This window comes from Romboutsia sp. 1001713B170131_170501_G6 (assembly GCF_015668195.1).
Taxonomy (GTDB): domain Bacteria; phylum Bacillota; class Clostridia; order Peptostreptococcales; family Peptostreptococcaceae; genus Romboutsia_C.
This window is the reverse complement of the sequence record NZ_JADPFC010000005.1, coordinates 40,606-61,374: the sequence shown is the minus strand read 5'-3', so window position 1 is coordinate 61,374 and position 20,769 is coordinate 40,606. Positions and strand designations below refer to the sequence as shown.

Annotated in this window: 18 protein-coding genes and 1 other annotated feature; of the genes, 1 reads left to right on the top strand and 17 read right to left on the bottom strand. The window is 28.4% G+C overall.

All coding sequences use genetic code 11. The annotated features are described in order from the left end of the window. Positions 1 to 42: 42 nt before the first annotated feature. From thrS to queG, 12 genes are all read right to left on the bottom strand, one after another. Positions 43 to 1,962: a threonine--tRNA ligase gene (thrS, locus tag I4U89_RS11620; RefSeq protein ID WP_195940537.1), complete on the bottom strand. Its 1,920-nt coding sequence runs from the start codon at positions 1,960 to 1,962 to the stop codon at positions 43 to 45. Between the two features lie 128 nt (positions 1,963 to 2,090). Further along, positions 2,091 to 2,309: a binding site (T-box leader), on the bottom strand. A 52-nt stretch (positions 2,310 to 2,361) separates the two neighbouring features. Then, on the bottom strand, positions 2,362 to 2,964 hold the full coding sequence (locus tag I4U89_RS11615; RefSeq protein WP_195940536.1) for a DUF445 domain-containing protein: 603 nt from the start codon (positions 2,962 to 2,964) through the stop codon (positions 2,362 to 2,364). 138 nt (positions 2,965 to 3,102) lie between these two features. Next, the gene (locus tag I4U89_RS11610) at positions 3,103 to 3,876 is read right to left on the bottom strand and encodes a putative sporulation protein YtxC (RefSeq protein WP_195940535.1); all 774 of its coding nucleotides are present in this window, start codon (positions 3,874 to 3,876) and stop codon (positions 3,103 to 3,105) included. Positions 3,877 to 4,045: 169 nt separating this feature from the next. Beyond that, positions 4,046 to 4,981: an ABC transporter permease gene (locus I4U89_RS11605; protein WP_195940534.1), complete on the bottom strand. Its 936-nt coding sequence runs from the start codon at positions 4,979 to 4,981 to the stop codon at positions 4,046 to 4,048. Then, on the bottom strand, positions 4,981 to 6,072 hold the full coding sequence (locus I4U89_RS11600; RefSeq protein ID WP_195940533.1) for an ABC transporter permease: 1,092 nt from the start codon (positions 6,070 to 6,072) through the stop codon (positions 4,981 to 4,983). The genes I4U89_RS11605 and I4U89_RS11600 overlap by 1 nt, the downstream gene beginning before the upstream one ends. After that, positions 6,065 to 7,633, bottom strand: coding sequence for an ABC transporter ATP-binding protein (locus tag I4U89_RS11595; RefSeq protein WP_195940532.1), 1,569 nt, complete (start codon positions 7,631 to 7,633; stop codon positions 6,065 to 6,067). The genes I4U89_RS11600 and I4U89_RS11595 overlap by 8 nt, the downstream gene beginning before the upstream one ends. 276 nt (positions 7,634 to 7,909) lie before the next feature. Next, positions 7,910 to 8,959: a BMP family lipoprotein gene (locus I4U89_RS11590; protein WP_195940531.1), complete on the bottom strand. Its 1,050-nt coding sequence runs from the start codon at positions 8,957 to 8,959 to the stop codon at positions 7,910 to 7,912. A gap of 318 nt (positions 8,960 to 9,277) precedes the next feature. Next, on the bottom strand, positions 9,278 to 10,126 hold the full coding sequence (locus I4U89_RS11585; RefSeq protein ID WP_195940530.1) for a DegV family protein: 849 nt from the start codon (positions 10,124 to 10,126) through the stop codon (positions 9,278 to 9,280). A gap of 38 nt (positions 10,127 to 10,164) precedes the next feature. Then, positions 10,165 to 10,635 carry a tRNA (uridine(34)/cytosine(34)/5-carboxymethylaminomethyluridine(34)-2'-O)-methyltransferase TrmL gene (gene trmL, locus I4U89_RS11580; RefSeq protein WP_092923453.1) on the bottom strand — a complete coding sequence of 157 codons (471 nt, stop codon included), beginning with the start codon at positions 10,633 to 10,635 and terminating at the stop codon, positions 10,165 to 10,167. 199 nt (positions 10,636 to 10,834) lie between these two features. Further along, complete coding sequence (gene nth, locus I4U89_RS11575; RefSeq protein WP_195940529.1) at positions 10,835 to 11,461, bottom strand: endonuclease III; 627 nt, start codon at positions 11,459 to 11,461, stop codon at positions 10,835 to 10,837. A 209-nt stretch (positions 11,462 to 11,670) separates the two neighbouring features. Then, a complete protein-coding gene (locus tag I4U89_RS11570) occupies positions 11,671 to 13,905 on the bottom strand; it encodes a Lon protease family protein (RefSeq protein WP_195940528.1) in 2,235 nt (744 codons plus the stop codon). Between the two features lie 94 nt (positions 13,906 to 13,999). Further along, positions 14,000 to 14,899, bottom strand: coding sequence for a tRNA epoxyqueuosine(34) reductase QueG (queG, locus tag I4U89_RS11565; RefSeq protein ID WP_195940527.1), 900 nt, complete (start codon positions 14,897 to 14,899; stop codon positions 14,000 to 14,002). Between the two features lie 64 nt (positions 14,900 to 14,963). Between queG and I4U89_RS11560 the strand changes: the two genes are divergently transcribed. Further along, complete coding sequence (locus I4U89_RS11560; protein WP_195940526.1) at positions 14,964 to 15,374, top strand: RusA family crossover junction endodeoxyribonuclease; 411 nt, start codon at positions 14,964 to 14,966, stop codon at positions 15,372 to 15,374. Positions 15,375 to 15,480: 106 nt separating this feature from the next. On the opposite strand, the gene I4U89_RS11555 is transcribed toward I4U89_RS11560, so the two are convergent. The 5 genes from I4U89_RS11555 to I4U89_RS11535 form a co-directional block, all read right to left on the bottom strand. Beyond that, the gene (locus I4U89_RS11555; protein ID WP_195940525.1) at positions 15,481 to 16,476 is read right to left on the bottom strand and encodes an aldo/keto reductase; all 996 of its coding nucleotides are present in this window, start codon (positions 16,474 to 16,476) and stop codon (positions 15,481 to 15,483) included. A 25-nt stretch (positions 16,477 to 16,501) separates the two neighbouring features. After that, positions 16,502 to 17,338, bottom strand: coding sequence for a deoxyribonuclease IV (locus I4U89_RS11550; protein ID WP_195940524.1), 837 nt, complete (start codon positions 17,336 to 17,338; stop codon positions 16,502 to 16,504). Positions 17,339 to 17,430: 92 nt separating this feature from the next. Further along, on the bottom strand, positions 17,431 to 17,982 hold the full coding sequence (locus I4U89_RS11545; protein ID WP_195940523.1) for an ArsR/SmtB family transcription factor: 552 nt from the start codon (positions 17,980 to 17,982) through the stop codon (positions 17,431 to 17,433). A gap of 82 nt (positions 17,983 to 18,064) precedes the next feature. Further along, positions 18,065 to 18,982: a glutaminase A gene (glsA, locus tag I4U89_RS11540; protein ID WP_166506030.1), complete on the bottom strand. Its 918-nt coding sequence runs from the start codon at positions 18,980 to 18,982 to the stop codon at positions 18,065 to 18,067. A gap of 95 nt (positions 18,983 to 19,077) precedes the next feature. Beyond that, positions 19,078 to 20,745: a nucleoside kinase gene (locus I4U89_RS11535; protein WP_195940522.1), complete on the bottom strand. Its 1,668-nt coding sequence runs from the start codon at positions 20,743 to 20,745 to the stop codon at positions 19,078 to 19,080. Positions 20,746 to 20,769 lie beyond the last annotated feature (24 nt).

Sequence of the window (20,769 nt, the reverse complement as noted above, 5' to 3'; positions counted from 1 at the left end):
AAAAGGGTATTAATAAAATTTTATTAATACCCTTTTTATTTATTAAGCTAACTCTACATTAGTTCTTTCTTCTATTTCTTTTAATATATTTTCTAAGAATTCATTTAAGTCTAAGCTTCCTACTTCTCCATTATCTCTTGATCTAACAGATACTTTCTTATCAGCTTCTTCTTTTTCCCCTACTATTAACATGTAAGGTACTTTTTGAAGTTGAGCTTCTCTTATCTTAAATCCTGTCTTTTCTGCTCTATCATCTATTTCAACTCTTATACCTTTGTCAAATAAAGCCTTTTTAACTTCATTAGCATAATCATTGTATTTATCTGATATAGGTAATATCTTAACTTGAGTTGGTGCTAACCAAACTGGGAACTTACCAGCATAGTGCTCTATTAATATACCTATGAATCTTTCTATACTTCCGAATGCAACTCTGTGTATCATTACTGGTCTATGCTTTTCACCGTCTTGACCTATATAAGTTATATCAAATCTTTGAGGTAATTGCATATCTAATTGTATTGTTCCACATTGCCAAGTTCTTCCTAAGCAATCTCTTAAATGGAAGTCTATCTTAGGTCCGTAGAATGCTCCATCTCCTGGATTTAATTTATATGGTAAATTTAACTCTTCTAAAGCTTCTCTTAATCCATTTTCAGCTACTTCCCACTCTTCATCAGTTCCTATTGAAGATTCTGGTCTAGTAGATAATTCCATATGATATTCGAATCCAAATACCTTATAAACACTATCTATTAATGAAACTACACCTTTTATTTCATCTTTTATTTGTTCTGGTAACATGAATATATGTGCATCATCTTGAGTAAATGCTCTAACTCTCATTAATCCATGTAATGCTCCAGATAATTCATGTCTATGAACTCTACCTAATTCAGCAACTCTCATAGGGAAATCTCTGTATGAATGTGGCTTGAAGTTGTAGAATAACATTCCTCCTGGACAGTTCATTGGTTTTATAGCGAAATCTTGTTCATCTATACCTACAGTATACATATTTTCTTTGTAGTGGAACCAGTGGCCTGAAGTTTCCCATAATTGTCTGTTTAATATTATTGGAGTTTCTATTTCTACATAGTTATCTTTTCTATGAACTTCTCTCCAGAAGTTTAATAATGCATTTTTAAGTTCCATACCCTTTGGTAAGAATAATGGGAATCCTGGCCCTTCTTCTGGTATGAAGAATAATTCTAATTCTTTACCTAACTTTCTGTGGTCTCTCTTTTTAGCTTCTTCTAACATGTGTAGGTATTCTTCTAAATCTTTGTTCTTTTCAAAAGATATTCCGTATACTCTTTGAAGCATTTTGTTCTTTTCATCTCCACGCCAGTAAGCTCCTGTTACATTTAATAACTTAACTGATTTTACCTTCTTAGTTGATGGTAAATGTGGTCCTCTACATAAGTCAGTGAAGTCCCCTTGCTTATAGAAAGATATTACTTCCCCTTCTGGTAATTCTGATATAAGCTCTACTTTATAATCTTCACCATTTTCTTTAGCCCAAGCTAAAGCTTCTTCTCTTGGTAATTCAAATCTTTCTACAGCTAAATCTTCTTTAGCTATTTTCTTCATTTCTTTTTCTATTTTTTCTAAATCTTCAGCTGATAATCTGTGCTCTAAGTCTATATCATAGTAGAATCCATTTTCTATGCTTGGTCCTATTGCAAGTTTAGCTTCTGGATATAATCTCTTTATAGCTTGTGCTAACATATGAGCTGATGTATGTCTAAATACATCTTTTCCTTCTACATCATCAAATTTAAATAAGTTTAATTCACAATCTTCATTTATTTTATAGTCTAATCCTACTACTTCTCCATTTACAGATGCTGCTACTATAGCTCTAGCTAAGCCTTCACTTATAGATTTTGCTACATCCATGATAGAGATACCTTGTTCAAATTCTTTTACTGAACCATCTTTTAAAGTTACTTTAACCATTTTTGTTACCTCCTCTATTATTTTTATAATTTATTTCCTATTTATTTAGATATACTGATAACTAAATATTATTTCCTAAATTACTTTTATTATTTCATGAAATAAAAAAACTCGACCCAAATATATGTATTTGGGACGAGTATAAATTCGCGGTTCCACCCAAGTTGATGTATGTAATACACCCTCTTAAGACGACTATAAGGTAGTCAACCGAATACTTTCACATATGCTACTAAATTCTGCTCCAAGGTAGTTTTCAAATAGACATATTTAGACGAGCTTTCAGCCGGTGACTCATCTTCTCTGAAAATTGTTTCTATTTTACTTGTCCTTTTCATCGCAATTTCTATTAAGTTAGTATCATTATATCAGATAGTAATAGTTCTATCAACCATAATATTATAGAATTACTATTATTATTCCTTGAACTATTCCTATTGCAAAACCTAATACAAATCCTAAAATCTCTATATGCTTTAATTCATTTTTAGCAACTCTAAGAATTATTTCTTCTAATTCATATAAGTTAAGTTCATTAATCTTATCTTCTATCATTTGCTGAATATTTATTCTTTTACTAGCCTTGTTTATCATTTCACTACTTAAATCATCTATGCTATTTTTTATTTCTTCTTCTATCATATCTGATACATAAGATTGTATAAGATTTTTTATTGAACTTGGTGCAAATGACATTTTTTCATTTAATATACTTTTTATTTTAATTTGTATATACTCTGCTATTTTATTCTTATCTTCGTCTGTAATAACTTGATTAAGTATTTCATCAATAGATAAGAATTCATCTTGTATAATCTCACCTATATTAGTTGCTATTTCACTTCTTCTTTTTGGTATTATACCAATTATTTCTTTATTAATTATAGGTATTTTTATTGGATTAATAGGCCTAAATATTAGCTTTATTGCTATTATATTAGTAATATATCCTATTACTCCACCTATAATCGCAAGTATTAAAACTTTTAATAAATTATCCATTTTACAATCTCCTTACTAATATTAAATCTGTCCATATCTTACATAATTATAAGCTTTTTTATTTAATAAATAAAGCTATCTAATTATTGTATAATATTAACACAATCTACATTAGTCAAGGAAATTTATCTATATGCTTTAATTTTGATATACTGTACTAGCTTTATCTCCAAATATAGATTTTATGGTTTCTATTATTTCTTTAGATATATTATTTTTTAATGTATCTAGTATTTCTATTTTCTTAGGGCATAAACTTAGCAAAGTACTTATTAAAAAATCTTCTGAATTTAAGTTTTCTTCTATAACCATGTTTACAATATCTTCATTATTCATTCCATTTATTATATTGCCATTTTTATCATATAGAAGAAAGGTATCTTCATCTTTTATATGCACTTTTACTAAGTCAATTTTATCATCTTGAATTTCTATAAAATACTTAAGAACCTTTATAAATTCATCTTGGTCTTTTTTAATTATATATTCTTCTACGGCCCTATCTGTTACGGCTGATATGTATTTTTTAAAATTTTTCATCCTAAAGTTAACAAATCCATCTAAATTTATGTAGTCATTTGATTTTATATAATCTAATAGCTTTTGCCGTATTGATTCTTCTATAAATGGTTCCTTAGTCTTTAATATTTCTAAGGAATATGTATATATTTCATCTTTTTCATTTGGATATACCTGACTATATTCCTTATCTATGTAATCTTTTAATATTTTATCTCTTATAATTTCCATTACTATACTAGATATCCCATTTATAGTGGATTTGTTATTTTCATTAATATCAAATTCAATTTCTATAATTTCATTATCATCTAATATATTTTTACTTTTAGGAAAAATATTTTTAGCATAAAGTCTTTCTTCTGATAATAAACTCACTTTTATTGTCTTCATATCTAACTTGTGATCCTTTCTTCATTTAAGAGGAACCTCGCTAATTGTTTAAAGATAGTTGTTTATATCAATATATCTTATAGATTTTATTATATGTCTTTTTATATTTTTAATTCATATTATATTAATTCACAAAAAAAATGATAGCTTAAAGCTATCATTTTTTTGGCTATCTTTCACCCTTTTTATAAGGGTTACCAAGTGCTGCTGGTGCTTTAGAACTCTTAACGAATATAACTAAAACTATTAATGTTACAACATATGGTATCATAGATAATAAGTTTTCATTTATGCTAAATGGTAATGACGGATTACCAAAGAATACTGATAGTGCTGTAGAGAATCCAAATAATAGACAAGCTACCATTGCCCATTGAGGTCTCCACTTACCAAATATAACTGCTGCTAATGCTATATACCCTTGACCTGATATTAATGTAGGTCTGAATGAAGAAACAACAGCTAAACTCATTGATGCTCCTCCTAAACCTGCTAATATACCAGATATTATAACTGCTGCATATCTTGTTTTAGCAACATTTATACCTAATGTATCTGCTGCACCTGGATGTTCTCCAACTGCTCTAACTCTTAAACCAAATTTAGTTTTATATAGTACATAATAAACTACTGCAACTAATATAAATGCTAAAAATACTGTTGCATATGAGTTAAATATTGTATCTAATATACTTCCTGGTTCAAATAGACCATGTAAAGGTCTTGGTATTTTATTTTCCATTGGTATTGTTGGTGTCATTGTTGCACCATCAAACATTATCTTAGATGTAAATAATGCTACCCCAGGAGCTAATAAGTTTATTGCAACCCCTGATATTGTGTGGTCTGCATTACAAGTTATTGTTGCAAATGCATGTATTAAAGCAAATAATCCACCTGCTAATCCACCAATTAAAAATGCTATCCAAGGATTTCCTACAAGAACACCTGCTGCTGCTGCTGAGAATGCTCCTATTGTCATCATTCCTTCTAGTCCTATATTAACTATACCTGAATTCTCTGAAAATACTCCACCTAATGCTGCAAATATAAGGGGCGTAGAGTACATTAAAGTGGTACTAATGATTAAAGCTAAATCTTCCATTATGCAATTCCCCCTTTATTTTTTTTATCTCTCATTTTTATATATAAGTTTCTTAATACAGTACTTAATGCTATAAAGAATACTATAGATCCTATAACTATATTTACTACTTCTGAAGGAGCTCCTATAGCTTGCATCTTAGTTGATCCATACTTAAGCCCTCCGAATAATAATCCTGAGAATATAACTCCAATTGGATTACTATTTGCGATTAGAGCAACTGCTATACCATCAAATCCATAACCTTCTTGAGCTGCTAATATTGTTATATTGTTTGATACACCCATAACTTGTATAGCTCCAGCTATACCAGCAAGTAAACCTGCTATTGCCATTGATTTTAATATTGCTGAGTTAACGTTTATACCTGCATATTCAGCACCATATTTGTTGTATCCAACTCCTCTTAATTCAAATCCTAAAGTAGTTTTAAATAATATGAATGCTATTATTAAAACAAGTATTATCGATATAACTATACCCCAGTTAACTTTAGTAGCTGGTCCTACTAATCCATTTAACCAACTTATACCTATACTAGCTGAGTCATGTATACTAACTGACGCTTCACTATTTGGTCTAGCTAACCAAGTGTTTTTTATCATATAGTTACTTAGATAGAATGCTAACCAGTTAAGCATTATCGTTGATATAACTTCATTTATTCCAAACTTAGATTTTAACCAACCAGCAAATCCTCCCCAAACAGCTCCAGCCAATGCTGCTGCTAAAAGAGTAAGTGGTACATGTATTATTGCTGGTAACTGTATCCCAGCTCCTACCATAGTTGCTACTAAAGAACCTACTATAAACTGCCCTTCAGCTCCTATGTTGAATAGTCCTGTTCTAAATGCAAACGCAATAGATAGACCTGTTAATATAAGTGGCGTTGATCTTATTATAGCCCAAGCTATAAATTTTGGTTTTCCAAATACACCATCTATCATAGCTGAATAAGCTTCTATTGGATTAAATCCTGCTATTATTAATGCTATTGCCCCTACTAATAGTCCTAAAACTATTGAGATAAGAGAGAATAAAATAGTATTATCAGCTAAAGATAGTTTTTTCTTATTTATCTTACTACTCATTATCTTCACCTCCAGCCATCATTAATCCTAATGTATTTTCATCTGCATCTTTTGCATCGACGATTCCAACTATTTTTCCTTCATATATTACAGCTATTCTGTCTGATACATTCATAACTTCATCTAGTTCTAATGATACTAACAGTACTGCATTTCCTTCATCTCTTTGCTTAACTAATGCTTGATGAACGAACTCTATAGCTCCAACATCTAGACCTCTTGTTGGTTGAGTTGCTATTAATAATTGTGCCTCTTTAGTAGTAGCTCTTGCTACCTCTATATTGTCAACCTCTCTACCTATTATAACCTTTTGTTGGTTACCTCCAGATAAAGCTCTTGATTTAACAGTATGATCTGTAGGTCTTACGTCAAATCTTTCTATTATTTCATCTGCATATTTTTCTATTGCAGCTTTATTTAATATTCCATTTTTAGAGAATCTCTTATCTTTATAGTTTTGTAAAACTGTATTTTCTGCTACTGTGAAGTCTAGTATTAAACCTCTCTTATGTCTATCTTCTGGTATATTTTTAATACCATTATTAAACATTTCTTTTGGATTTTTATTTAATAATTCTTTTCCATTTATTTTTATACTTCCAGATTCAGCTTTTCTAAGACCTGTTAAAGCCTCAACTAATTCTGATTGTCCATTTCCATCTATACCAGCTATTCCTAATATTTCACCAGCTTTTACTTCTAATGATAATTCATCTACTACTGATATTTTTCTATTATCTTTAACAGTCAAGTTATTTATCTCTAAAACAACATTACTTGGCTTAGCTTCTTTCTTGTCTACTTTAAAGTTAACTTCTCTACCAACCATCATAGCTGCTAAATCATCTTCTGTAACATCTGATACTTTTACCGTATCTATGTATTTCCCTCTTCTGATTATTGTACAATGGTCTGCAGCTGCTTTTATCTCTTTTAATTTATGAGTTATTATTATTACTGACTTACCTTCTTTTGTTAAGTTTCTTATGATTTGTATAAGTTCTTGTATTTCTTGTGGTGTTAAAACCGCCGTTGGTTCATCTAGTATTAATATTTCTGCACCTCTATATAATGCTTTTAGTATTTCTACTCTTTGTTGCATCCCAACTGATATATCTTCTATCTTTGCATTTGGGTCAACATATAGGCCATATTTTTCAGATATAGCTTTTACATCATCTATAGCCTTTTTTATATCTACAGCTCCAAGTCCCTTTGTAGGCTCAGTACCTAATATTATGTTCTGAGCTACTGTAAATGGTTGTACTAACATGAAATGTTGATGAACCATCCCTATACCATTTGCTATAGCAACATTTGGATTATCCATTTCAACTAATTTGCCATTTATATATATTTCTCCTGATGTTGGTTGGTATAATCCATATAATATGTTCATTAAAGTAGATTTACCCGCTCCGTTCTCACCTAAAAGAGCATGTACTTCCCCTTTATGTACAGTCAAATTTATATTATCATTTGCGACAAAGTTTCCGAATTTTTTTGTTACATTTTTCATTTCTACAACTTTTTGACTGTAGTTAATATTACTATTATTCATCGCTCTTTCTTACCCTCCTTAATTTAAATTTCTAGCATTTTTATTATACTAAAATATCGTATATATAACAAACTATTTTAACTATTTTTGATAAAAAAGTCATTTTTTATCGATTTTTGTTGTACATTATATAAGAATTAAAACTTATTTATACATCATATTTATCTAATTGTATGAAAAATACGATTTATTATATATTTCTATTCTTTCCAATTTATATATAATTTATTTTTAAATATTAAAGGCTATCCTATTCTTACAGGATAGCCTTTGATGTTATTTATTTAATTCTTTATATTCTTTTTCATTTTGTGGAACTTTTATTTCACCAGATTTTATTTTTTCTACTTCTTTTTGAACATATTCTAAAACATCTGGTGGAACATTCTTATCACTAGTTGGAGCTATTCCAACACCATCCATATCTAATGTGTTTATTATAACTTTTCCACCTTCATAAGTACCATCCATCATAGACTTAACTAAGTTAAATACTGCATTATCTATATTCTTCATAGCTGAAGTTATTACATTGTCTGGAGCTAACTTATTTTGGTCTTGGTCAACACCTATAGCTTTTTTGTTGTTTTCTTTAGCAGCTTCTATAGCTCCTATACCAACAGCACCTGCAGCAGAGAATATTATATCTACATTATCTTTGTGCATTTGGTTAGCTATAGACTTTCCTAATGCTGAATCAGTAAAGCTATTTGCATATTGAACCATTACTTTAGCATCTGGATTAGCAGCTTTAACACCAGCTCTAAATCCGTAATCAAATCTATTTATAACTTCTCCTTCTATACCACCTATGAAACCAACTTTATTAGTTTCAGTCATTTTTCCAGCTACTAATCCTGTTAAATAAGCTGAAACATTGTCTTCAAATAATAAAGATGTAACATTTTTTGGTTGCTTTTCATAAGAAGCATCTATAAGAGCAAATTGACTTTCTGGATAATTTTTAGCTGCTTCTTCTATAGCATCTGCTAATTTATATCCTACCCCTATTATTAAATCCATATCTTGATCTACAAATGTTTCTATATTTGGAACATAGTCAGCATCTTGTTTAGATTCTAGGTACTTAACTTCTATTTTATCTCCGTACTCTTTCTTAGCTTTCTCAAGGCCTGCCCATGCAGATTGGTTGAATGATTCATCATTTACTCCACCAACATCAGTAACCATACCTACTCTAATTACTTTTTCATTCCCCTCAGCAGCCTCTGAAGAGTCTGCATTCTTGCTAGATGAGCATCCAACTAACATACTAGCACTCATAACTACAGTTAACCCTAAAGTTAATAACTTTTTAAGTTTCATGTATTTCCTCCCAAATTTAAATATAGTGTACTATTTATTTATATTGTACACTATTTCGAAAAATTTTTCTATATAAAAATTTGTTTTTATGTCAAATTATATTATTTTTTTAAAATTTGTATTTAAGACTTACTTTAAACGCAATAATTTATTAGTTAATTTAAATATATATGTAAAATATAATTTATAGATTATTTTACAGTAAATATTATTATTCAATTTCTAAATGTTAGTTTTAAGCCATTTTATTTTATCAAATTATTAACAAGTCAAAAAATAAAAAAGAGTCTTAAACTTAAGACTCTTTTTTATGTTATACTATTTATTTTTAATACATACTATTCCAGTTAATCCTGGTCCTGCATGAGAACCAACACAAGATCCTATTTGGAAATATAATATGTCTTTTGGATTAAACTCAGCTTTAACAGCTTCAGTTAATCTTTCTCTTTCTTTAAAATCATCACTATATCCAATACATATCGTTTGATCTTGTAAATTTTCTCCACAATTATCTTTTACTAATTCTATCATCTTAGATATAACATTCTTTTTACCTCTAACTTGGCAAACTGGCGCAACTAGACCATTTTTTATATCTAATATTGGCTTAATATTTAATATACTTCCTATGGCAGCTTTAGTTGAAGATATTCTTCCACCTTTTTGTAGATATTCTAATGTATCTACTGAGAATAAAACATAAGTCTTATCTCTTAACTCTTCTATAGCTTTCATTATCTCATTTATGTCATATCCTTCTGATGCCATTCTTGCAGCTTCAACTACTAGTATTCCTATAACATAAGAAAATGCTTGAGAATCATATGTATATATTTCTCCATCTATATCATTTTTAGCCATAACTGCACTTTGATAAGTTCCTGTTGCAACTGATGAACCTGCTATATATAGTACTCTTTTTCCTTGATTAACGTATTTTTCAAATACTTCTTTAAATTGAGCGTATGTAGCTTGAGATGTTTTTGGGTATACATTCTCTTCTCTAAGAGTTTTATAAAACTCATCATTTGATATATCTACACCATCTTTATATTCTTTTTCATTTAAGATTACAGTTAATGGTACTACTTCTATATCATATTTTTCTATTAATTCATTCGGTATATCTGATAAACTATCACATATTATTTTTATATCTTTCATGTACTTCCCCCTTATTAATTTATAGTAAGGTTAGTTTATTATCTCATTTTTGGATAATCTAATTGTCTTAATGCTTCATAAACAACTATAGCAACTGAGTTAGATAAATTTAACGACCTTGCTTTCTCAATGTCTAACATTGGTATTCTTATACACGTTTCTAAATTAGCTTCTATTAATTCTTTTGGTAATCCTTTTGTTTCTTTTCCAAAAACTATAAATGAATTATCTACATAGTCAACATCTGAGTGAGCTTGATTTACTTTAGTAGTTGCAAAGAAAAACTTACCTTCAGGGTTTTTTTCTACAACTTCTTCAAAGCTATCATAATACTTTATATTGGCTATATCCCAATAGTCAAGTCCACTTCTTTTTAAATACTTATCTTCTAGAGAAAACCCTAAAGGTTTAACTAAATGTAAGTTTGTGCCTGTTGCTGCACATGTTCTTATTATATTTCCAGTATTTTGAGGTATCTCTGGCTCTACTAAAACTATATTTAATGACATATTTTCCCTCCTTACTTATTTAAATAACAACTATACTTACCTATATTAAAGTACGTTCAATTGTATTATGCCTTATCACTTAAAACTATAATATTCTAAATTATATTATAACAGAAATTATGTTTATAACAACAATACAGTCCTCTAATTTAATTCTTCATAAAAATATAAAAACCTCTTGCCTTTAAAACAAGAGGTCCTATTTATTTTCTTTATAGTACTTACAATATTTTTGTATAGGACATATTTCACACTCTGGCTTTCTTGCCTTGCATATTCTTCTTCCATGAAAAATTAATAAATGATGAGAATGAGACCATCTCTTCTTAGGTATAACTTTCATTAACGGAAATTCTGTTTTTTCTGGAGTTGTTGTATTTACCATACCTATTCTATTAGCAACTCTAAATACATGAGTATCTACGGCTAAAGCATCTTCTCCAAAGGCATTACTAAGTACAACATTAGCTGTTTTTCTTCCCACACCTGGCAACTTAATTAATTCATCTAGGCTATCTGGAACTTGTCCATTATAAAGCTCACAAATTTTACTTGATGTTTCTTTTATTTTTTGAGCTTTACTCTTGTATAGTCCACAACTTTTTATTTCTTCACTAATTTCTTCTACACTTAGTTTAGCAAAAGCTTCTGGCGTATTATATTTTTTAAACATCTCTTCTGTTACCTTATTTACTCTAACATCTGTGCATTGAGCTGATAATATTGTAGCAATTAAAAGTTCGAATGCCGTAGTATAATTTAATTCACATTTAGCATCAGGATAAGTTTCTTCTAATATATCTAAAATCTTATTTATATTTTTCATCTTACACTCCCTCATAATCTTGTATATTCTTTATTATTTATATTATTTCTATATATATGTATAAAATTTTAATTATTAATCTATATCTAAAATTTAAATCTATATGTTAATTTATATAAGTTGCAGTATTTTGATATTCTATAAAAGGAAGTAAAATTTTAAATAATTTTACTCCCTTTTATATTTTACCCATGAAACTTATAATAAAACTACTCTTTTAACTTCTTATTTATATTGCTAAATTCTTTAAGCCTATCTATTGTTTTTTTCTTAACATCTTCATAATTCATATCCGTTAAAATCTCTATAGCTTCTTTTACATTTTCTACTTCATATATTTTAAATTTATTGTCTCTTATAGCATCACTAACTTCATCACATAAAACTAAATTTCTTCTATTATTCTTAGGTATTATAACTCCTTGTTCCCCACTTAAACCTTTTTTCTTGCAAGTATAATAAAATCCCTCTACCTTTTCAGTTATTCCTCCTACAACTTGTATTTCTCCTTTTTGGTTCATAGAGCCAGTGACTGCAATATTTTGTTTTAAAGGAATTTTACTTATAGAAGATATAAGTGCATATAATTCTGCTCCTGTAGCACTATCACCATCTATTCCACCATAATTTTGTTCAAAACATATATATGCATTTAGAGATAATAAAAAGTCTGTTGCAAAGTTTTCAGATAAATATCCACCTAATATTAATACACCTTTATTATGAATTGGACCACTCATATTTACTTCTCTTTCTATATTTACTATACCTTTATTTCCAGGACTAGTAGTTACTGTTATTCTAGATGGTCTACCAAATGAATACTCACCCATATTTAATACAGAAAGCCCATTTATAACTCCTACCCTACGTCCTTCTGTTTCTATTAAAGTGAATCCATTTTCTAAGGATTCATCCATTTTACTTTCTATCCTGCTAAGTCTTTTCCTTCTTTCATTTATTGCTTTTTTTACATCATCTTTATCTACAAACTCTGCATTTCTAATTGTGGCATAAGCATCACCTTCAATTATAATCTCTAGTATCTTGTTAAACTGAGTAGATATTTTAAAACTATCACCTGATAGTCTTATAGAAAACTTTATAACCTCTTCTACTGCTTCATAAGTAAAATGTTTTAATTTATTTTTTTCACATTGTAATGCTATAAATCTAGCTATTCCATCTCTATTAATTTCACTTTCATCCATTTCATTATCAAAATCAACTAATATCTTAAAATACTTACTAAAATCTTTATCATAATGATATAAAATATTATACATATAATTGTCACCTATAAGAATTACTTTTACATCTATAGGTATACTTTCTGGAGTTATAGACGTTTGCGTGTCTATACTTATTTTTCTAGTTTGAATAGTTTTCTTTAGAATATCCCAGGATAACCCATATCTAAGCAATTGGTCTGTGTATAATACTAGATATCCTCCATTGGCTTTATGTATTGCACCTGGTATGAGTTTTGTGAAATCAGTTTTTATACTTCCATTATTATAATCATATTCTGCTTTTCCAAATAAATTAGATACGCTAGGATTTATTTCTGTTATTATGGGTGCTGATTCATTTTCTTTATCTCCACCATTATCTACAAATAAGTTTACTTTATATTTTATAAAATGTTCTTTATCATATTTATCTTTTAATTCTTCTTCAGTCATATAGAATAAGTAAACATACTCTAATATATCTTTCCTCATATTATCTAGATATAATTTTACCTTTTCATACTCTTTATACTTTTCTTTAAGGTTATCTATATGTGGGTCAATAATATACTTTGCAATTTCCTCTTCTAAATCAAGTAACGCCTCTTTTGCAGCATCTTCTAAATCCCTTATTTTATATGCAACTTGTATTGCCATATTTTCTAACTCTCTTTTTAACTTATAGAATTCATCATCATCTACTTCTTCTCCATTTTCCTCTATAGGCATAAATACCATTCCAACTTTGCTACTTTTTAGCTTAAATCCTTTTTCTTCACCATATTTCTTTATTTGCTTAAGCAAGGCATCTTTTTCTATTTCATATTCTTCTACAAGTTGATTTTTACTTAATTCAAAATCTTCACTTTCAAAAGCTTCTATTAATTCATCTAGTAAAGTCTCAATTAATTTCTCTATATCCTTTTTAAATATTTTTCCAGATCCCTTTGTTAATCCTATAGCTATTGGCTCTCTTGGATGCTCAAAATTATACACATAGCACCAATCCTTATGTGTATCTTTTTCTAATGAATATTTTTTAAGAGCCTTCATTGCATAAGTAGTTTTTCCTGTTCCTGGTTCTCCAGCTAAATATATATTATATGCAGGGTTGTTTATTTTTAGACCTATCTCCATAGCTTCAATAGCTCTTTCTTGCCCCAATATACTTTCTAGAGGTTCTATTTCTGATGTATTTTTATACACTAGCATATGTATACCTCCTAAACTCTTTTATACATTTTATGTTGTATAGCTTGTAAAAGTTTCGTAGATATATTTGCAAAAAAAGTCTTAATCTAAAAGACTAAGACTTTTCTAATACTATTTCTATATTTCTTTTTATTATTTTTTTACCTCTCCAACTAAAAGCTCTATTCCCATATCTCCTTTTAAACTCTTTGTTTGATATTTCATCAATTTCTTCATAGTCTAAGTTTAATATTAAATCTTTCATAAATTCTTCTATATTAGTTTCTGTTATATTTTTATTGTGAGGGCATACTTCCTGGCATATATCACACCCAAATATTTTCCCACTACTTTTAATTGCTTTAACTTCTTCTAAAGATAATTCTTCTTTCTTCTGAGTTATATATGATAAACACTTCCTAGGATTCATATCATAATTTCCTAAAAGAGCATTTCCCGGACAATATTTTACACATTTTCCACATTTCATACATTCTTTACCTAACGGCTTATCTAAAGAAAATTCATAATTATTTATAATATAACCAATAAATACATAAGAACCATATTTATCTGTTATTATATTATTATTTATTCCAAAATACCCTATTCCAGACAAATAAGCTAATTCTCTATCTACCAATGGACCATTATCTACAAATATTTTATATTCAAATCCTTCTATATTCTCATCTAAAAAATTGCATACTTTCTGCAATAATTCCTTCGCTACTATGTGATAGTCTAAACCTCTACAGTATCTAGATAAATTTGACTCTTTTTCATCATCTATATGGTATGGAAATGCACATACTATTATAGATTTAGCATCTTTCATTATATTTTTAGGATTAATTCTATTTTCTAAAATAGGTTCTTCCATTCCAGTAATATGGTCTTTTTCTATTCTTTCTTTTAATTTTTTTTCTAATTCATAATTTACATTAACTCCTGTTATGCCTACTGTATCTAAGCCCAATGATTTAAAGTACTCTTTTAATTTTTCTTTATTCATAAAATTCCCTTCCATTAATTTTTTATTAGCTTTATAATATTTAAGATGTAAGGATGGTGATAAATTGATTAAATTAACAATCCCAGGTAGACCAATAAGTAAGTCTAATTTTAAACTTCACAATGTCCATGGTCAAGCATGGATGCCATCAAAAGGTAAACACTCTAAATATTTAGCCTATGAGAATATGATAGCAGGTTATATAAACCAACAATATGATGGAGAAACTATAGAAGAAGATTTAATAACTATTTTAAAATTATATTTCCCTAATAAACGTATGGGTGATTTGCATAACTATCCTAAAAGTATATGTGATGGAATAGAAAAAAGCGGAATAATAAAAAATGATAAACAGTTAAAACCTGTATTATTATTTGATTTTATAGATAAAGAAAATCCTCGTGTTGAAATAGAACTTTATCCTACTTCTGAATATGATGTTTCTTATAGCATTTTAAAAAAAAATAAATAATAATATAAAATTTTTGTTTTTAACTTTGATTATTTTTTTAAAATTATATAAGCTATAAGGTTTTATATCTAAAAAGAGAACTTAATATAGATTAAGTTCTCTTTTATTAACCAAGTTTAGCGCATACTTCTTTTAGCATTTCCCTTATTGGTAAATTATATGGACATTTAGTTTCACATAACCCGCAGTTTACACATTCATTAGCTTTACCAACTGTAGATGCATATCTTTCTTTTGCCCACTCTTTAAGGTTATATCTAGTATAATATCCTTCTAGTAAAAAATTGGCTGGAATATTTACTCCTACTGGACATGGTAAGCAATATTCACATCTTCTACAGAATCTTTTGCCTAGTGTGCTTTTTATTTCTTCTATTTTTTTATTGTCCTCTTCATTTAATTCTAGATTATTAAGAACTGCACTATTTTGTTTTACCTGGTCTATACTTTCCATACCTGGTATAGCAACATCAATATAATCTTTTGATAATATATACTTAATAGCTAAAGTTGCATCATCTAATGCTCCTCCTGCTAAAGGTTTCATTACTATTATTCCTGTGCCCTTCTCATTTGCTTTTTTGAATACTTCATCTGCTTGATTCTCAACTATATTATAAGGAAACTGTATAGTTTCAAATTTATCATTTTCAACTACCTTTTCTATAGTTTCTAAGCTATGACTAGTTATTCCTATATGTTTTATTTTTCCTTCTTTTTTAGCTTCTAATAAAGCTCTGTATGCTTTATTATCTGCAAATATTTCATCATATTCTTCACTTTTTACATTGTGTAGTTGATATAAATCTATATAATCTATTTTTAAATTCTTAAGACTTATTTCTATATCATTTTTCATAGCCTCATAGTCTCTAGACATACTCTTTGTGGCTATAAAGAATTTTCCTCTTTTTCCCTCGATTGCATTTCCTATATACTCTTCACTAATTGTATATCCTCTAGCTGTATCTATAAAGTTTATTCCTTGTACTTCAAGCTCATTTATTACTTTATTAGTCTCTTCTTGGGTAATTCTTTGTATAGGTATTCCCCCAAATCCTACTCTTTTAATTTTCATATTAGTTTTACCTAATTCTCTCAATTTACTTCCCTCCACTTAAACTTTACTATTTAGTTTCTATTATGTCCCTTAGCATTTTTATTTCTTTTTTATGACCTTCATCTTCAAGAGGTGTTTCTAAGAAGAATGGTAAATCCTTTATCTTTGGATGTGTCATAAAATTAATAATAGCATCTAGTCCTATTTTACCCTCTCCTATTACTGAATGTCTATCTTTCTTTTCTCCAAATCCCATCATACTATCATTTAAATGTATTGTTTTCAATCTATCTAATCCTATGATTTCATCAAATTGATTTAAAACTTCATCTAAATTATTTACTATATCATATCCTGCTGAAAATATATGACAAGTATCTAAACATACCCCTAGTTTTTCATTATGTTCTACACCATCTATAATTCTTTTTATTTGTTCAAATTCAAATCCTATTTCAGTTCCTTTTCCAGACATAGTTTCTAAAAGGACTGTTATATTTTCATTTCCTGTTAAGGCTTCATTTAGCGCTGCTATTATCTTATCTATTCCAACATCAATACCTCCACCAACATGGCTCCCTGGATGGAAACATATATACTCTATTCCTAAAGAATCCATTCTTTCTATATCTTCTTTTATAACTTTTCTTCCAAATTCATATACATCATCCTTAGCAGCCGCCAAGTTCATAGTATATGGTGCATGTGCTAATAAAGGTCCAAAGTTATTTTCTTTTCTTATTTTTTGAAAGTTTGCTATATCTTTTGCATCAAATTCTTTTGCATTTCCTCCTCTTGGATTTCTACTAAAAAATTGAAATGTGTTAGCTCCTATTTCTACTGCTGTCTTTGCAGCTTTTGCATATCCTTTTGCTATAGATATATGTGGTCCTATTATAATCATATTTACTCTCCTTATGTCGTTTATCATATTTTGATTTATTTTATACTTTAATTATACCCAAAAAAATAAGTATCAACAAAAGTCGATACTTATTATATGCTAATCGCTTCTTCTACTGGTATTGCCAATACTGATATGTTATATCCTATTTCACTTTCATCAGTATTTCTAGAATCTACGATCTCTTGTATTTTTATCTTAATTGCATTGTTTAACTCTATAAGTTCACTTTCCGTAAGTGATATATTTTGATATTCAACTATACTTTCATCAAGCAATTTATTTCCCTCTGCTGCACTATAAAATAACTCGCTCATATTTTCAAACTTAGATATACTAAGTTGTTCTTCATCTGTTAGTGAAAAATTAAGAATTTTTTGCCCAATAACTATATTTTTTGCACTCGGATAATAGTATTTTTCTACTATTCCAGATTTTATCTTTTCTTCTACTAACTCCAAAATTCCTACCTTATAAAGAGTTTTTATATGATAGTTAATTTTTGCATGAGGTTCATCTAATAATTGTGATAATTGCTTTGCTGATAGCGGTAATTTATCAAATGTTTTTAAAATGTCTATTCTTCTAGGATGTGCAATTGCTTTTATACATTCTAAGTCCCTAAGTACTAGTACTTCCTTCATTCCCCCACCCCTATAAAAAAATTATTTTATTTATAAGATAATTATATATTAAGGACTTGTAGTTGTCAAAAAATTCTATAATTTAAAATATGTTAAGTTCTAGCTTTTGAGATAATTCTTCCAGTATTTTTATACCAGCTATACTGTTTCCTTTTTTATCTAGGGCTGGTCCATATACTCCAATACCCATAGTATTTGGAACAGATGCTAGTATTCCTCCACCAACTCCCGATTTTGCAGGTATCCCAACCTTTATAGCAAACTCTCCTGATGCGTCATACATTCCACATGTAACCATAAATGTCTTAACTATCCTTGACACTTTTTCATCTATTATTCTTTCACCAGTTTCTATATCTACACCATAAGATGCAAGATTAACTCCTATTCTTGCTAAATCTAGGGTGTCAACTTCTATCGAACATTGTTTAAAGTATAAATCTAATAATTCTTCTACGTCTCCTTGTATAAAACCATCATTTCTTAAAAGATAAGCCATCGCTCTATTTCTATCTCCGGTCATTTTCTCTGACTTATACACATCATAATTTATTCCCAAATTATCATTTTTAGCTAATTTTCTAAAGAACTTTAACATCCTTTCTTCTTTTTCTTCTAAACTAGCACCTTTTATTAAAGATGTAGTTACTATAGCACCTGCATTTATCATTGGATTACTTGGCTTTTTAGTATCATTTGTTTCTAATTTCATTATTGAGTTAAATGGATCACCACTAGGTTCTTTACCCACTTTAGAAAAAACATATTGCCAGTCATTATCCATCAATGCCATTGCAAGAACAACTATTTTAGATACACTTTGAATAGTAAACTTAGTATCCCAGTTTCCAGCTTTATATATGTTGTTGTCTTTATCTATTACACATATACCTAAATCATCTCTTTTCGCTTTCTTTAGTTCTGGTATGTATCCTGCTACCTGTCCATAATTTGTATATTTTCTATTTGAATTTAATACTTCTTCAAGAATCTTTTCCATACTTCTCCTCCTAATTTAATTACGTTTCCAAATGTCTAATAAATATATAATACAGAAACCCCTGATATTCTGTCAACATCAGGGGTTTTGTAGTATTAATCAACTATTTTACTTCCACCTACAAACTCTCTCAATATTGATGTTGGTGGTATATCTGATATATCTGATAATTCAACAAAATATTGAAGAAACTTTAAAAGTCTATTAGCTTCTATATACGAACTATTTTCCTTATCAATTTCCTCTAGTAATGGTTTTGCATACTTTTTCAATACTGCTAATTCATAAATACATGCAGAGTTAAATATTATATCTGCTTCTTCTTGATATGGGAATATATTTTTCTTTTCTCCACGTCTTACTGATTGCCACTGCATTATTGTCTTTTCTGCGCTATAACCTCTAAAATTATAATCTCTAACCATTCTTCTTATTAATCTTAAATCCGTTGTAGGTATTCTATTATGATCATCTAGATTAATTTGAGTTAAGGCACTTATATAAATTTTAAATTTATCTTCATCTGGTATTGATGATGTTAGCATAGGATTTAATCCATGTATTCCTTCTAATATTATTGGCTGATTTTCTTTTATTTTTAACTTCTTTCCTTTTTCTTCTCTTATTCCTAATTTAAAATTAAACTTAGGTAGACTTATTTCCTTTCCTTCTAATAAATCTCTTAAGTCTTTATTAAATCTTTCTAAATCTATTGCATATATAGACTCAAAATCATAATTTCCAAATTCATCTAGTGGAGTATGTTCTCTATTAACAAAGTAATCATCTAAAGATATTGATACAGGATTTAGATTATTAACTCTAAGATGTATTGATAGTCTATGAGCAAAACTTGTTTTACCTGATGATGAAGGAGCTGCTATTAATATAACTCTCTTATTTTTTTCTTTTATAATATCTGCTATTTGAGATAGTTTTTTCTCATGTAGAGCTTCTACTGTTCTTATAATTTCTCCATATTCATTTTTTTCTATTACTTCATTAAGTGTAGTTACTTTACTTACACCCATAAGCTTTGACCAATTCTCTGCCTCATGATATACACTCGATAATTTAGGTTGTTCTTTAAATTTAGTTGGTGTATTTTTATTTTCTTCACTTGGACCTAATACTATTATTCCATTTTTATATGGTTTTAAATCAAATGTCTTTATATATCCTGTAGATGGTAGCATATATCCATAGAAATGATTTATATGATTGTTACACTTATATATCTTTACATCATCATGTTCCTTGTATTTAAGAAGTTCTGCTTTCTCATACATTTTATTATCTTTAAATATGTTTATTGCTTCTTCTTTGTTAGTGTCTATTCTTTCTATTTTATAATTAGATTCTATTATTTCTTTCATTTTTTTATTTATAGCTTCTAAATCTTCTTCAACCAATTCTCCATCTTTATGAACTTCACAATATAATCCCTTTGATAGAGAATGTTCTATTACTACTCGACTATCTTTAAATACTTCGTTACAAGCCATTATAAATATAAATGACACAGTTCTAAAGTACACCCTTAATCCATCTTCACTAGTTGTATCTAAAAAACTTAATTTACAGTCTTTATCTATACTATAATTTAATTCTCTTAATTTGTTGTCTATAATTCCTAATGTTATGTATCCTTTATAGTCTTTATCTATTTCCTTTACTATACTTTCTAATTTTACTCCTGGAGAACCTTTTTCTATTTTATAAACTTTTTCATTTCCTTCTATATTAATAGTTATATTTTCCATAGTAATCTCCTTTCTCTTATACTT